Origin of the sequence: Tepidicaulis sp. (assembly GCF_965222285.1) — a bacterium.
Taxonomy (GTDB): domain Bacteria; phylum Pseudomonadota; class Alphaproteobacteria; order Parvibaculales; family Parvibaculaceae; genus Tepidicaulis.
Map to the genome: position 1 here is coordinate 1378659 of NZ_OZ244942.1, position 14418 is coordinate 1393076.

Genomic DNA, 14418 nt, shown 5'->3' on the forward strand with positions numbered 1-14418 from the left:
TCCTCACACCGGTTTCAGCAGCACATGTTTCTTCTTGCCAAGCGACAGCTTCACCACGCCGTCGGCGGTGACATGCTCGCGCGTCAGCGACAGCTTTTCGTCTTTCACTTGCGCGTCATTGACGCGGAGGCCCCCGCCTTTGACCTGGCGGCGGGCTTCCCCGTTTGAGGCGCAAAGTCCGGCGGTGACGAAGGCGGATAGAACGCCCATCCCGGCATCGAGATCGGCGGCGGGCACGTCCACCGTCGGCAGGTCCGCGCTGATCGCCCCTTGCTCGAAGGCGACACGGGCGGTCTCGGCGGCTTTGTCCGCCGCTTCCCGTCCATGCACCATGGCGGTCGCTTCGGTCGCGAGGATTTTCTTGGCATCGTTCAGCTCCGCGCCTTCCAGCGCTTCCAGCCGGGCGACTTCCCCCAAGGGCAGGTCGGTGAAGAGTTTCAGGAAGCGGCCGACATCGGCATCTTCCGTGTTCCGCCAGAACTGCCAATAGTCGTAGACCGAGAGCATGTCCTCGTTCAGCCAGACGGCGCCCTGCGCGGTCTTGCCCATCTTCTGGCCCGAAGAGGTGGTGAGGAGGTTCGTCGTCAGGCCCACAAGCTCGGCGTCTTGCGTACGCCGGCCCAGCTCGATGCCGTTGATGATGTTGCCCCACTGGTCCGAACCGCCCATTTGCAGATCGCAGCCATAGCGCCGGTTCAACTCCACGAAGTCATAGGCCTGCAGGATCATGTAATTGAATTCGAGGAAGGAGAAGGACTGCTCGCGTTCGAGGCGCAGCTTCACGCTGTCGAAGGAGAGCATGCGGTTGACCGAGAAATGGCGGCCATAATCGCGCAGGAAGTCGATGTAATGCAGCTCGTCCAGCCAGTCGCGGTTATTGACCATGACGGCGTCCGTCGGCCCGTCGCCGAAGGTCAGGAATTTTTTGAAGACTTCCTTGATGCCCGCAAGGTTCGCGTCGATCTGCTCGTCGGTCAGGAGCGGGCGGGCGGAATCCTTGAAGGAGGGATCGCCGACCCGCGTCGTGCCCCCGCCCATCAGCACGATGGGCTTGTGGCCGGTGCGCTGCAGCTGGCGCAGCATCAGGATCTGGATGAGATGGCCGACATGGAGCGAGGCCGCCGTTGCATCGAAGCCGATATAGCCGGTGACGATTCCCTTGCCCGCGCGCTCGTCGAGCAGCGCATAATCCGAGCACTGGTTCAGGAAACCGCGCTCGTCCATGACTTTCAGGAATTCGGATTTAAACTGGCTCATCGGACTTTCTATGTGTTGTTTGCTGGTTATGTTCTGTTGGCTGTACTCAGGCGGCGCGCCCTCGCTATGCGGCGCGGGCGTGGTATATCAGCTTTTTCGGCCCCGTGCAGGGGCTTAAGGCCGAAACCGGCGATGAGGGGAGCGGAAAATGGGCTTTGTGCGTGCCTTGGGGCTGATGAGCGGGACTTCGCTCGACGGGATCGATGCCGCGATCCTGGAAACCGATGGCGAGGCCTATCTGAAACCCGTCAAAACCGCGAGCTTTCCTTACCTGCCCGAGGAACGGGCTTTTCTGCGCCTTGCCCTCGATGTGGCCGCCGATTGGGGCGGCAAGGGGCTGATGCCCGAGGAAATTGCCGAGGCGGAGCGGGCCGTCACCTATGCCCATGCCATGGCCGTGCGCAAGATGCTGGAGATGGCGGGCATGGAGGCCAAAGAGATCGATGTCATCGGCTTTCACGGCCAGACCGTGCTGCACCGCCCGGAAGAGGGCATCACCGTGCAGCTCGGCCTCGGTGAGGTGCTGGCAGATCTCACCGGCATCGATGTGGTCAATGATTTCCGAGCCGCCGATGTGGCTGCCGGCGGGCAGGGCGCGCCCTTCGCCCCGCTTTATCACCGCGCTCTTGCCGCCGGGCTTCATGCGGACGGGCCGATCACGGTGGTGAATATCGGCGGGGTGGGGAATGTCACCTTCATCGGCAGCGACAAGAAGCTGCTTGCCTTCGACACCGGCCCCGGCAATGCGCTGATCGACGATTGGGCCTTCACCCATACCGAAACCCCGATCGACAAGGACGGGGCGCTGGCGCGGGCGGGCAGCGTCGATGAGAAGGTACTGGAGCGGCTGCTCACCAATCTCTATTTCGCGCGCACGCCGCCCAAATCCCTCGACCGGCTGGATTTTTCCGCCGATTACGCCGAAGGCCTTTCGGTGGAAGACGGCGCGGCGACGCTGACCGCTTTCACCGCCGCATCCATCGCCAAGGCCATGGAACATATGCCCGAGGAGCCCCGGCTCTGGGTCGTGTGCGGCGGCGGGCGGCACAACCCGGCGCTGATGGACGAATTGAAGGCGCGTCTGCCCGGCGCGGTGATCGGCGCGGAAGATGCGGGCTGGCGCGGTGACGATGTGGAGGCCGAAGCCTTTGCCTATCTCGCCGTGCGCTCGCTGCGCGGCCTGCCGCTCAGCGAGCCCGGCACGACCGGCGTGCCGGAGGCTCTGACGGGCGGCGTTCTGAACAGGGCGAAGCGGGCGAGGGGGTAGCCTAGCGCCCTTCCACCTCCGCCAGGCGCTTGTCGAGATAGCTGCCTGCGGCGTCCTTCATGGCGTCGAGGTGGTTTTCGAAGAAATGGTTCGCGCCGGGGATCGACTGGTGCTGGATGACGATGCCCTTTTGCGTCTTCAGCCGCTCGACAAGCTTCTGCGTGTCCGCTTCCGGGGCGACCTGGTCCGTGCTGCCGGTCAGAATGAGGCCGGAAGAAGGGCAGGGTGCGAGGAACGTGAAGTCGTAAAGGTTGGCGGGCGGAGCGACGGAGATGAAGCCTTCGATTTCCGGGCGGCGCATCAGCACCTGCATGGCGATCCAGGCGCCGAAGGAAAAGCCCGCGATCCAGCAGCGGCCGGATTCGGCGTTCTGGGATTGCAGCCAATCGAGCGCCGTTGCCGCGTCGGAAAGCTCGCCCACGCCGCCGTCATAAAAGCCCTGGCTGCGGCCCACGCCGCGGAAATTGAACCGCAAGACCGAAAAGCCCCGCTCCACGAAGATATGGTAGAGCTGGTAAGCCACCGGGTTATTCATCGTGCCGCCGAATTGCGGGTGCGGGTGCAGCACCAGGGCCACGGGGGCGTTTTCGACTTTCGAGTGGTGATACCGGCCTTCAATGCGGCCTGCCGGGCCATTGAAAATCACGTCGGGCATAGGGGACACATCTCTCCAGCGGCGCCCGAAACGGGGCATCCGCGCTGTTTGGTGGAAAGTCTTACTAAATTAGTTGGTTTTTTGTGGTGGAAATCCGCCTAAAAATAACTAAATAGTTGACTGCAGGGCTCGGAATTGGGTAGCGAAAGGGCCGCCCGGTACCGGACCTGGGCGCGTTTCTTAGCACACTCTGGCGATGGATTTGCAAGTTTAACCGCGCGCCGGGGTCAAAAAGTCCTGAATAAGGCAGATTTTTCAGCCCTTTAGCTGATTGCCGGCTGAGCGCGTAGCGCGGGGCCGGAAAGGAGATAGAGACCATGAAACTTACGACGAAGGGACGCTATGCGGTGATGGCGATGACCGATCTGGCGCGCCACAGTCAGGGAAGCCCGGTTTCGCTTGCCGATATCGCCTCGCGTCAGGAAATTTCGCTGTCTTATCTCGAGCAGCTCTTTTCCCGCCTGCGCAAGAACGACCTTGTGAAAAGCGTGCGAGGGCCGGGGGGCGGGTACCTATTGTCGCATGACCCGGATGCCACCCGGATTTCGGATATCATTCTGGCGGTGGACGAGCCGCTGAAAGCCACGCGCTGTCATGCCGGCTCCCCGCAGGGCTGCATGTCGGATTCCTCGCGCTGCCTGACCCACGATCTTTGGGATGCGCTGAGCGATCAGATCCATCTCTTCCTGGCCTCGGTTTCTCTGGGCGATGTGATTTCGGGCCGGCTGCGCGAAAAGCGCGCGAGCCAGGTGCCGGACTTTATCGGCGATACGCCGGAAGCCGCCGCTGCCGTCCAGCAGCCGAAAGTGCATGCGGCCGAGTAAGCCGGACGCAAAACGAACGGGAAGACACTGAACGGGAAGACCGGGACCTGATGACAGGCACGCGCATATATCTGGATTACAACGCAACGGCGCCGCTACGCAGCGAAGCAGCCGAAGCGATGCGCCGTGCCATCGAGGCAGCGGAGAAAGCCTCAGGCACAGGGCTTGGTAATCCTTCTTCGGTGCATGGCGAAGGGCGCAAGGCCCGCGCGCTTGTCGAAGAAGCGCGCCGCGATGTGGCAGCGCTCTTAAGCGCGCCCGCCGAAGGGGTGATCTTTACAGGTTCCGGCACCGAAGCGGTGAACCTTGCCGTCGCGCAGGCCGAAGCGCTCAGTTGCAGCGCCGTTCTTTACGGGGCAAGCGAACATGCCTGCGGCCTCGGCGCGGCGGAGGCGAGCCCGCTTGCAAGCCGGCCCATTCCGCTGCTTGCCAATGGGCTGGTGGATTTGGCAGCGCTCGAGAGCTTGCTGAAAGAAGCCGGAGAAAAGCCCTTCGTGCTTCTCCAGCACGCCAATAACGAGACGGGCGTCGTGCAGCCGCTAGAAGAAGCGGCACGCCTCGTGCGCGAGGCAGGCGGCATTCTCGCCTCCGATCTTGTGCAGAGCGCGGGCAAGACGGCGATCGACATCAAGGCGCTCGGCATTCATATGGGTGCCATCTCCGCCCATAAGATGGGCGGGCCGCAAGGTATCGGCGCCTTGGTGCTGGCCGAAGACATGCCGCTCACGCCGCTACTTCATGGCGGCGGGCAAGAGCGGCGGCGGCGCGGGGGTACCGAAAACGTGATCGGTATTGCCGGTTTCGCCGCAGCGGCCAAAGCCGCGCTGAATGATATGGAAAGCCTTGAGGATCAACGCGCGCTGCGCGATGCCTTCGAGGCAAGGCTGAAGGAACATGCGCCCGGTGTCGTCATCTTCGGTGAAAGCGCGCCGCGGCTTGCCAATACCAGCTGCTTTGCGCTGGAAGGCGCGGGCGCAAGCGCGGAAATGCTGCTGATGAAGCTCGACTTGGCGGGTTTTGCCGTTTCTTCGGGCGCGGCCTGCTCGTCGGGCAAAGTTGCAGCCTCGCATGTGCTCTCTGCCATGCAGGTGAAGGGCACGCTCTCCGGTTCGGCCATCCGCATGAGCCTCGGGCGGGAGAGCACATTGGAAGAAGTTCTGGCACTGGCCGATGCGTGGGCCGGTGCCGCAGTAAAACATGACGCGTCGGCCCCCGGCGCCGTCATGGCAAGCTAAGCGATCTTAAGGGAAACAGATCATGGCGGTTCGTGAGACAGTTGAAGCGGTAGATGAAGTCGGCAAGTACAAGTACGGCTTTTTCACGGATATCGAATCCGAGAAAGCGCCCAAGGGCTTGAACGAAGACATCATCCGTTTCATCTCGGCCAAAAAAGACGAGCCGGAATGGATGCTCGAATGGCGGCTCGATGCTTACCAGCGCTGGCTGACCATGCAGGAGCCTTCCTGGGCCAAGGTCAATTATCCCGAAATTGATTTTCAGGATGCCTATTATTATGCGGCGCCGAAATCGGACGAGGACCGGCCGAAGAGTCTCGATGAAGTGGACCCGAAGCTTCTGGAAACCTATGAGAAGCTGGGCATTCCGCTTTCCGAGCAAAAGATGCTGGCCGGTGTCGCGGTGGATGCGGTGTTCGACAGCGTCTCCGTCGCCACGACCTTTAAAGGCAAACTGAAGGAAGCCGGTGTCATCTTCTGCCCGATGTCCGAAGCGATCCGCGACTATCCCGATCTCGTGCGCAAGTATCTGGGCTCGGTCGTGCCGGTCAGCGACAACTTTTATGCGACGCTCAACTCGGCGGTCTTTTCGGACGGCTCTTTCGTCTATATCCCGAAGGGCGTTCGCTGCCCGATGGAGCTGTCGACCTATTTCCGCATCAACGAGGCGCAAACGGGCCAGTTCGAGCGCACGCTGATCGTTGCCGATGAAGGTTCTTATGTGAGCTATCTGGAAGGCTGCACCGCGCCGATGCGCGATGAGAACCAGGTGCATGCCGCCGTGGTCGAGCTTGTGGCGCTGGAAGGGGCGGAGATCAAATATTCCACCGTCCAGAACTGGTATCCGGGCGATGAGAACGGCAAGGGCGGCATCTATAATTTCGTGACCAAGCGCGGCGATTGCCGCGGTGCGGATTCGAAGATTTCCTGGACACAGGTCGAAACCGGCTCCGCCGTCACCTGGAAATATCCAAGCTGCATCCTGCGCGGCGACAATTCGGTGGGCGAGTTCTATTCCATCGCCATCTCGAACAATTACCAGCAGGTGGATAGCGGCACGAAGATGATCCACCTGGGCAAGAACACCTCGAGCCGGATCATCTCCAAGGGCATTTCGGCGGGCAAGAGCTCCAATACCTACCGGGGCCTTGTCAGCGTGCATAAGAAGGCAGAGGACGCGCGCAACTTTACGCAGTGCGACTCTTTGCTCGTGGGCGATAAATGCTCCGCCCATACCGTGCCCTATATCGAATCGAAAAACCCCAGCGCCGTGCTGGAACACGAGGCAACGACCTCGAAAATCAGTGAAGACCAGCTCTTCTACTGCATGCAGCGCGGGCTTGGAGAAGAAGAAGCGGTGGCGCTGCTCGTCAACGGCTTTTGCCGGGATGTGCTGCAGCAATTGCCGATGGAATTTGCGGTTGAAGCGCAGAAGCTTGTAGGCATCAGCCTGGAAGGCAGCGTGGGCTGATAAGGAAAGACAAATGCTTGAGATCAAAGACCTGCACGTCAAAGTGGACGGCAAAGAAATTCTGAAAGGCATCACGCTGAGCGTTGGCACCGGCGAGGTCCATGCGATCATGGGCCCCAACGGGTCCGGCAAGTCGACGCTGTCTTATGTGCTTTCGGGCCGCGAAGGCTATGAGATCACCAAAGGCGAGATCCTTTACAAGGGCAAAGACTTGCGTGCCATGGAAATCGAGGAACGCGCCGCTGCCGGCGTCTTCCTTGCCTTCCAGTATCCGATCGAGATACCGGGCGTGACGACCATGACGTTCCTCAAAACCGCGCTCAACGCGCAGCGTAAGGCGCGCGGGGAAGAGGAACTCGACGCGGTGAAGTTCCTGCGTCTTGTCCGCGAGAAAGCCGGTCCGCTCAACGTTTCCGAAGACATGCTGAAACGTCCGCTCAATGTCGGCTTTTCGGGCGGGGAAAAGAAGCGCGCGGAAATTCTGCAAATGGCGCTCCTGGAGCCGAGCCTTGCGGTGCTGGATGAGACCGATTCCGGCCTCGACATCGACGCGCTGAAAGTCGTCTCGGATGGGGTGAACGCCCTGCGCAGTCCGGACCGCTCGATGATCGTGATCACGCACTATCAGCGCCTGCTCAATCACATCGTGCCCGACAAAGTGCATGTGCTCTCCGCCGGGCGCATCGTGCGCACGGGCGGCAAAGAGCTGGCACATGAGCTCGAGGAAACCGGTTACGCCGATATTGTGGAGGCCTGAGAGTAAATGACGGCCAATATCGAAGAGCAATATCTGGAAGCCTTTAGCGCGCTCGCGCCGCAGGGTGATCCGGCCTGGCTTTTGGCCCGCCGCCGCATGGCGCGGGACGTCTTCGCCGCGGCGGGGTTTCCGCACCGGCGCGTTGAAGCCTGGCGCTATACGGACCTGCGCCGTGCGCTTGCCAAAGACGGCTATGTGCCGGCGCAGCGCTATGACGGACCGCTTGCCTATGATGCTGAAACCGTGGGGCCGGGCGCGGCGGCTTTCGGCAATGTCGAGCGGCATATGCTGGTCTGCGTCAACGGCTTCTTCCGCCCCGATCTTTCCTCGGCGGACCTGCCCGAGGGCGTCAGCGTCAAGCCGCTCAGCGAAGCGGTGAAAGAAACCGGTTTTGAAGAGTTTTTGACCACCGACGACAATCTTCATCCCGTCAATGCACTCAACAGCGCGCTGATGCAGGACGGGCTGGTGATCCGCGTCGAGGCCGGAAAAGATGCTGGCAAGCCGCTCCATATGGTGCATGTGACGACCTCTGCCGGGGCCTCGGCGGCGCATATGCGCCACGTCATCGCGCTTGAAGAAGACGCCAAACTTTGCCTTCTGGAAACCCATCTCGGCCAAGGCGGCGCGGGCTATCTTGCCAATCACGTCACCGAAACCCATCTGGGCGAAGGCGCGGCGCTGACCCATATTAAGCTGCAGGATGAGGCGAAGGATGCGTTGCACCTGGCGGCGAACAATTTGCGCCTTGCAGCAGACGCGAAGTATTACGGCTTCATGCTGGCGCTCGGCGCGCGGCTCTCGCGCCATGAAACGGAAGCCGTTTTCAAAGGCGAGGGCGCCCATGCGGATATGCACGGCGCGCTCGCGCTGCGCGGTAAGCAGCTCGGTGACATCAGCACCTATGTCGATCATGCGGTGCCCGGCTGTGCCTCGAACGCCCATGTGAAATCCGTGCTCGATGAAGAAGCGACGGGTGTCTTTCAGGGCCGTGTGCTGGTGGCCAAGGATGCGCAGAAGACGGATGGCCGCCAGCTTTCCAACGCGCTGCTTCTGTCACGCGATGCGGGCATGAATGCCAAGCCCGAGCTTGAGATTTATGCCGATGACGTGCAATGCGCGCATGGCTCGACAATCGGCGAGCTCGATGAGACGGCGCTTTTTTATCTGCGATCGCGCGGTATCGATGAAGCCTCGGCCCGCAGTCTTCTCATCCGTGCCTTTTTGGATGAGGTGCTCGAAACCATCCCGCTGGACGGCGTCAAGCAGGACATTGGAAGCCAGATCGATGTCTGGTTCCGCGCCAGCGCATTGGCAGGGAGTTAAACAAGATGAGTGAAATGCCCCTGGTGAAGGATGTGGTGTCCGCGTTCAATGTGGACCGCGTGCGCGCCGACTTTCCCATTCTCTCGCGGGAAGTCTATGGCAAGCCGCTGACCTATCTCGACAATGCCGCCTCCGCGCAAAAGCCGCGCGCCGTGATCGATGCGGTATGCAACGCCTATGAGGCGGAATATGCAAATGTTCACCGGGGCCTGCATTTCCTTTCCAATCTTGCGACCGAACGCTTTGAGGCGGCGCGGGAAAGCGTGCGCCGCTACCTGAACGCCAAAGAGCAAGAAGAGATTATCTTCACCTCCGGCTCGACCGATGCGATCAATCTCGTCGCATCTTCTTACCTTGAACCTTTGATCGGCGAGGGTGATGAAATCGTGCTCTCCGTGATGGAGCATCATTCCAACATCGTGCCCTGGCACTATATGCGCGAGCGCCACGGCGCCGTCTTGAAATGGGCGCCGGTGACGGATGAAGGCGATCTCGATCTCAATGCCCTCGATAAACTGCTCGGGCCGAAAGTGAAGCTGCTGGCGCTCACCCATATGTCGAATGCACTCGGCACGATCACGCCGATGAAACGCATCGTGAAAATGGCGCATGATCGCGGGATTCCGGTGATGGTGGATGGCTCGCAATCGGCGGTGCATCTGCCCATCGATGTGCAGGACCTCGATTGTGATTTCTTTGCGCTGACGGGCCATAAGATTTATGGGCCGAGCGGCATCGGCGCGCTTTATGCCAAGCGCGAGCATCTGGACAAGATGCGCCCTTACCGGGGCGGCGGTGAAATGATCCGTGAAGTCTCCATGGACCGGATCACCTATGCCGATCCGCCGCACCGTTTCGAGGCGGGCACACCGCCCATCGTGCAGGCCATCGGTCTCGGCGCGGCGCTTGATTATGTGGACGGGCTCGGTAGGGAAAATATTCTGGCCCATGAAAGCGCGCTTCTGGCTTATGCGACTGAGCGGATGCAGGAAGTGGAGAAACTCCGGCTGATCGGCACTTCGGCGAATAAGGGAAGCATTCTTTCCTTCGTCATCGACGGCACGCATCCTCACGACATCAGCATGATCATCGACCGCTCCGGCGTTGCCGTGCGGGCGGGCCACCACTGCGCCCAGCCGCTGATGGACAGATTTGATGTACCGGCGACCTCACGCGCCTCGATTGCGATGTATAATACGAAAGAAGATATCGACCGGCTGGTAGATGCGCTCCAGCATGCGGTTGAATTCTTCGGGTAACGGGTAAGATGATGGCTGACGAAATGGATCTTGAAAGCAAAACCGAAACGGCGCCCGAGCCGGTGGAAAATGCGCCCGCCGCCCAAGGCTCCGCCTTGCCGCCCGAAGAGATCGAGCGGCTGACGGACGATCTCATCGGCGCGCTCAAGACCGTTTATGACCCTGAAATTCCTGTGGACATTTACGAGCTGGGCCTCATTTACAAGATCGATATTTCCGATGACCGGGATGTGCTGGTCGATATGACGCTGACCGCGCCGGGCTGTCCCGTGGCCGGTGAAATGCCGGGCTGGGTGGAAGATGCCGTGCGCTCCGTCGACGGGGTGGGCGATGTTCAGGTCAATCTCGTCTTCGATCCGCCCTGGGACCCGAGCCGCATGTCGGACGAGGCACGCGTCGCCCTTAACATGTATTGAGGTTTGCCCGTTAAACTGGGGTCTTGTCATCCCGGGGCAAACCCACCAATTTAAGTATGTAATCCTCGCATAACGGAGAAATCCATGGCCAAGCGAGAGCGCCCGAAAGCGATTACTTTGACCGATGCGGCCGCTGCCCGCGTCAAAGAGATCATTGAAAATTCCGACAAGGAGATTGTCGGGGTGCGCATCGGCGTGGAAAAAGGCGGCTGCGCCGGCATGGCCTATACGATGGAATATGCCGAGGAAATCGGCCCGATGGACGAAGTGGTCGAGGATAAGGGCGTGCGCGTGCTGATCGACCCCAAGGCCATTCTTTTCTTGCTCGGCACCGAAATGGATTTCGAAGTGGGCAAGCTTTCGAGCTCCTTCCAGTTCAACAACCCGAATGCCATCGATGCTTGCGGCTGCGGTGAAAGCGTCACCATTCAGCCCGTGCCCGAAGACGCGCTTCAATAACATGGCCGTCAGCACGGAGTATAAAGCCTTCGTGCTGGAACAGCTTGCCCCGCTCGGGCAGGTGCGCATCCGCAATATGTTCGGCGGGGCCGGTGTCTATTACGGCGATCTCATGTTCGGGCTGATCGCCGGTGAAGTGCTCTATTTCAAGGCGGACGAGATCAACCGGCCGGATTTCGAGGCGGAAGGGATGGAAGCCTTCGTCTACGCCCCGCCGTCGGGCAAAACCATCACCATGTCCTATTGGGAAGTGCCCGAACGTCTTTACGATGAGCCTGACGAGCTGACGCATTGGGCCCGCAATGCCATCGAAGCGGCGGTGCGCGGCAAGAAGGAAAAACCTAAGAAGAAGCGAAAAGCCGCTGCCAAAAAGGCGGCCGGCAAGAAATAACGCGGGGCGAAAAGAAAAGGCGGGCTTGAGCCCGCCTCTTTTATTTGCCCTGGAATTTCGCCGGGCGTTTTTCCAGAAAGGCCTTCACGCCTTCCTTGAAATCGTCCGTGCGCCCGGCAACACGCTGTTTCTGGCGCTCGAGATTGAGCTGTTCTTCGTACGTATTATCCGTGCTTTCCCAATAAAGCTCGCGGATCATGGAAAGCGAGACGGTGGGGCCTTCAGCAAGTTCGCCTGCCAGCTTCTTCGCTTCGCCGAGGAGATCGCCATCTTCATAGACCCGGTTGACGAGGCCCCAGTCGAGCGCTTTTTCGGCGGGAAGTTTTTCGGCGAGCAGCGAAAGCTCTTTCGCGCGCGCATTGCCGACAAGGCGCGGCAGAAGCCAGGTCGAACCGCCATCCGGCACAAGGCCGATGCGGCGGAAGGCCTGAAGGAAGTAAGCGGACTTAGCGCAAAGAACGAGATCGCCCATCAGCGCGAAACTCATACCGACACCGGCAGCCGGTCCGTTCACCGCCGTCAGGAACGGCATTTCCAGATTGCGCAGGCGGCGCAGGAAGGGGTGATAGGCGGTTTCGAGACGCGAGCCTGCATCCGGCGCGCCGCCTTTATTGTCGCCGCGCCCTTGCAGGTTGGCGCCCGAGCAGAAGCCGCGCCCTTCGCCCGTCATGATCAGGCAGCGCAGGCCGTTGGCCGGGTCCTCGACCGCGTCCATGGCGTCCATCAGCCCTTCGAGCATTTCATCGGAAACCGCGTTCATGACTTCCGGATGGTTGAGCACGAGAATACCCGTCGTGCCCTCGATATCGAGCCTTACCCTGTTGAAGTCCATCTCTCTCTCCCTGTTATGTGGTGTTATCTAAATGGGGTTGGCAGGCAGCCTATCACTGAAAATTCGGTTTGCGCTTTTGCAAAAAGGAGGTGACGCCTTCAGCAAAGTTCGGGTGGTCGCCCAGCATGCCTTGCGTATCGCGCTCATAATCGAGCTGCGCGCTCAGATCGTTCGTCAGCGCCGTGTCGAGCGCGCGTTTGATTTCGCCAAAGGCGTTGGACGGCCCGCCGGCAAGTTTGGCGGCGATCTTCATCGCCTCGTCCATCAGCGCGCCGTCTTCCACACATTGCCAGATGAGGCCCCATTCGGCCGCGCGTTCCGCTGGAAGCTTCTCGCCGAGCAGCGCCAGCCCGCGCGCCCGCGCCCGGCCGACGAGATTAGGCAGATACCAGGTGCAGCCCATATCCGGAATAAGCGCCAGCTGCGGCCCGAAGACCTGCACGAAAGAAGCGGACTTGCCCGCGATCACGATATCGGCGGAAAGGGCAAGGCCGACGCCGCCGCCCGCCGTGATACCGTTGACGGCGGCAATAACGGGTTTCGCGGAGCCTGCGATTTCCCGCACCATCGGGTTGAAGGCGACCTCCATGCCGTAAGCGACATTTTCGCCGGTGCTCGCGCCTTCCTTGCGCGGGCCGCCGCTGGCCAGATCCGCCCCGGCGCAAAAGCCGCGCCCGGCGCCGGTCATCAGAATGGCGCCGACACTCTTGTCTTCATTCGCGGCGGCAATGGCGGCGCGGATATCCTCGATCAGCTGTGTGTTGAGACTGTTGAGCACGTCGGGGCGGTTCAGCGTCAGTTTCGCCACGCCGTCCACGACTTCATAAAGTACCGTTTCCATAAGACCTTCCGCATTTTTCCCATGAGCGCCTGGCCGCGCGCAAAAGCGCCGGACCGGCTTTATTGCCGGTCAGCATATCCATGGGAAAGGGGGCGTAAAGGCCCGGAAAAGGCCAGCTTGAAAAAGCGTGGGAAACGCAGCGTCAAGCGCTGCGTCTTTCAGGCATCCGTTTGCTGTATTGAGGCGCTTAGCCTGCGGCGGCTTCCGGCTCGGGCAGCGCGGTCTCCGCGATCACGCGGTTGCGCCCACCGTCTTTGGCCGCATAAAGGCAGCTATCGGCCCGCTCGATGAGCTCGCCCAGCGGTTCGCCGAAGCGGAATTCCGCGGCACCGATAGACATAGTAATGCGGCCGAGCTGTTCGCCCGTCGAGCGTTTGACGAGCTCGCGCGACTGCACCATCTCGCGGATGGAGTTGGCCAGGGTCTGCGCATCGCGCAGCGCCGTCTTGGGAAGAATGACGGCAAATTCCTCGCCGCCGTAACGGGCCGCCGTGTCACGGCCTTTCACGTTAGCCATCATGCAGCCGGCAACGAGCTTGAGCACCTGGTCGCCCGTCTGATGGCCGTAGGTGTCGTTGAAGCGTTTGAAATGGTCGATATCGCCCAGCAGCAAGCAGAAGCTGGTGCCGGTTTCCATCGCCTCGCGCGAGGCTTTATGCAGTTCTTCGTCGAAGGCCTTGCGGTTCGCGATCCCGGTCAGCGGATCGGTGAAGGCTTCGTTGCGCGCGCTTTCAAGGCGCTTGCGCAATTCGCTGATTTCTTCCTGGGAGGCCTGCAGCTCGCCTTCCAGTTCGCGCGAGCGCGATTCCATCTGGCGGGAGGCGGAGACGATCGTCTCGATCACGATGGCGAGATCTTCCGGCTTGGTATTGGCCGACAGGTTGCGGCTGACGCCCTGCATGCTGTCGCCGAAGCGGCTGGTATCGTTCGTCGCCGTCTCGATCAGTTTCGAAACGCGTTCCATTTCGTTCTGCAGCTGGGCGCTGGTATCGTTCGTCGTATCGGCAAGAGATTCAGGGTTATGCAGAAACTGCGCGCCGATCTCCTCAAGCAATGCATCGTCGCAAGGCGCGCCGTCTTTCATCGCAAGGGCCAGCGCTTCGCTCAGCGCGGGATTGACCCCGGACATATGCGCATAGGCTATTTCATAGTGGCGAGGGGTCGGCGTGATCTTGTGCTGACGCAAAAAATCGAAGGCTTGCGCGCCATATTCCTCGACCCGTTGACGCTCGTCCTGGTGCTTCTGCACGGCTCTTTCCCCACCCAGCGAAAATGTGTGCCCAGCAATGGCCTGTGCCGGAGCAGCGGCGATTGCCCATAAAAGCTATCCAAAGACCGTTACAGCTCCGTTAAGTCCCCCGGAATCAGCCCGGAACGGGGAGGGATTGAGGGGAGAGAAACGGCCCGATTTACCGCCGCGTTCCCCGC

The 14418-nt window shown here is 60.8% G+C and carries 15 protein-coding genes; 10 read left to right on the plus strand and 5 right to left on the minus strand.

The annotated features are described in order from the left end of the window. Positions 1-3: 3 nt before the first annotated feature. The gene (gene tyrS, locus ACOQOT_RS06475) at positions 4-1257 is read right to left on the minus strand and encodes a tyrosine--tRNA ligase (RefSeq protein WP_420561526.1); all 1254 of its coding nucleotides are present in this window, start codon (positions 1255-1257) and stop codon (positions 4-6) included. A gap of 148 nt (positions 1258-1405) precedes the next feature. On the opposite strand from tyrS, the gene ACOQOT_RS06480 reads away from it, so the two are divergent. After that, positions 1406-2524, plus strand: coding sequence for an anhydro-N-acetylmuramic acid kinase (locus ACOQOT_RS06480; protein WP_420561527.1), 1119 nt, complete (start codon positions 1406-1408; stop codon positions 2522-2524). Position 2525: 1 nt separating this feature from the next. On the opposite strand, the gene ACOQOT_RS06485 is transcribed toward ACOQOT_RS06480, so the two are convergent. Then, on the minus strand, positions 2526-3179 hold the full coding sequence (locus tag ACOQOT_RS06485) for an alpha/beta hydrolase (protein ID WP_420561528.1): 654 nt from the start codon (positions 3177-3179) through the stop codon (positions 2526-2528). Between the two features lie 317 nt (positions 3180-3496). Here ACOQOT_RS06485 and ACOQOT_RS06490 point away from each other — a divergent pair, with 317 nt between their 5' ends. The 9 genes from ACOQOT_RS06490 (at position 3497) to ACOQOT_RS06530 (ending at position 11317) form a co-directional block, all read left to right on the plus strand. Then, complete coding sequence (locus ACOQOT_RS06490) at positions 3497-4003, plus strand: Rrf2 family transcriptional regulator (protein ID WP_420561529.1); 507 nt, start codon at positions 3497-3499, stop codon at positions 4001-4003. A 50-nt stretch (positions 4004-4053) separates the two neighbouring features. Beyond that, entirely contained in the window at positions 4054-5238 is a 1185-nt protein-coding gene (locus tag ACOQOT_RS06495) for a cysteine desulfurase family protein (protein ID WP_420561530.1), read from the plus strand. A gap of 19 nt (positions 5239-5257) precedes the next feature. Continuing rightward, complete coding sequence (sufB, locus tag ACOQOT_RS06500) at positions 5258-6709, plus strand: Fe-S cluster assembly protein SufB (RefSeq protein WP_420561919.1); 1452 nt, start codon at positions 5258-5260, stop codon at positions 6707-6709. 13 nt (positions 6710-6722) lie between these two features. Continuing rightward, entirely contained in the window at positions 6723-7466 is a 744-nt protein-coding gene (gene sufC / locus ACOQOT_RS06505) for a Fe-S cluster assembly ATPase SufC (RefSeq protein WP_420561531.1), read from the plus strand. A 6-nt stretch (positions 7467-7472) separates the two neighbouring features. After that, positions 7473-8792 carry a Fe-S cluster assembly protein SufD gene (sufD, locus tag ACOQOT_RS06510; protein ID WP_420561532.1) on the plus strand — a complete coding sequence of 440 codons (1320 nt, stop codon included), beginning with the start codon at positions 7473-7475 and terminating at the stop codon, positions 8790-8792. 5 nt (positions 8793-8797) lie between these two features. After that, entirely contained in the window at positions 8798-10051 is a 1254-nt protein-coding gene (locus ACOQOT_RS06515) for an aminotransferase class V-fold PLP-dependent enzyme (RefSeq protein ID WP_420561533.1), read from the plus strand. Between the two features lie 8 nt (positions 10052-10059). Further along, the gene (locus tag ACOQOT_RS06520; RefSeq protein WP_420561534.1) at positions 10060-10467 is read left to right on the plus strand and encodes an SUF system Fe-S cluster assembly protein; all 408 of its coding nucleotides are present in this window, start codon (positions 10060-10062) and stop codon (positions 10465-10467) included. 84 nt (positions 10468-10551) lie between these two features. Further along, positions 10552-10926: a HesB/IscA family protein gene (locus tag ACOQOT_RS06525; protein WP_420561535.1), complete on the plus strand. Its 375-nt coding sequence runs from the start codon at positions 10552-10554 to the stop codon at positions 10924-10926. A gap of 1 nt (position 10927) precedes the next feature. Beyond that, positions 10928-11317 carry a TfoX/Sxy family protein gene (locus ACOQOT_RS06530; RefSeq protein ID WP_420561536.1) on the plus strand — a complete coding sequence of 130 codons (390 nt, stop codon included), beginning with the start codon at positions 10928-10930 and terminating at the stop codon, positions 11315-11317. A gap of 40 nt (positions 11318-11357) precedes the next feature. Here the strand turns inward: ACOQOT_RS06530 and ACOQOT_RS06535 are convergent, their stop codons facing one another. From ACOQOT_RS06535 to ACOQOT_RS06545, 3 genes are all read right to left on the minus strand, one after another. Beyond that, positions 11358-12149: an enoyl-CoA hydratase/isomerase gene (locus ACOQOT_RS06535; protein WP_420561537.1), complete on the minus strand. Its 792-nt coding sequence runs from the start codon at positions 12147-12149 to the stop codon at positions 11358-11360. Positions 12150-12201: 52 nt separating this feature from the next. Then, positions 12202-12990, minus strand: coding sequence for an enoyl-CoA hydratase-related protein (locus tag ACOQOT_RS06540; protein WP_420561538.1), 789 nt, complete (start codon positions 12988-12990; stop codon positions 12202-12204). Between the two features lie 187 nt (positions 12991-13177). Continuing rightward, positions 13178-14239 (minus strand): GGDEF domain-containing protein, encoded by a 1062-nt coding sequence (locus ACOQOT_RS06545; RefSeq protein ID WP_420561539.1) that lies wholly within the window; start codon positions 14237-14239, stop codon positions 13178-13180. Positions 14240-14418 lie beyond the last annotated feature (179 nt).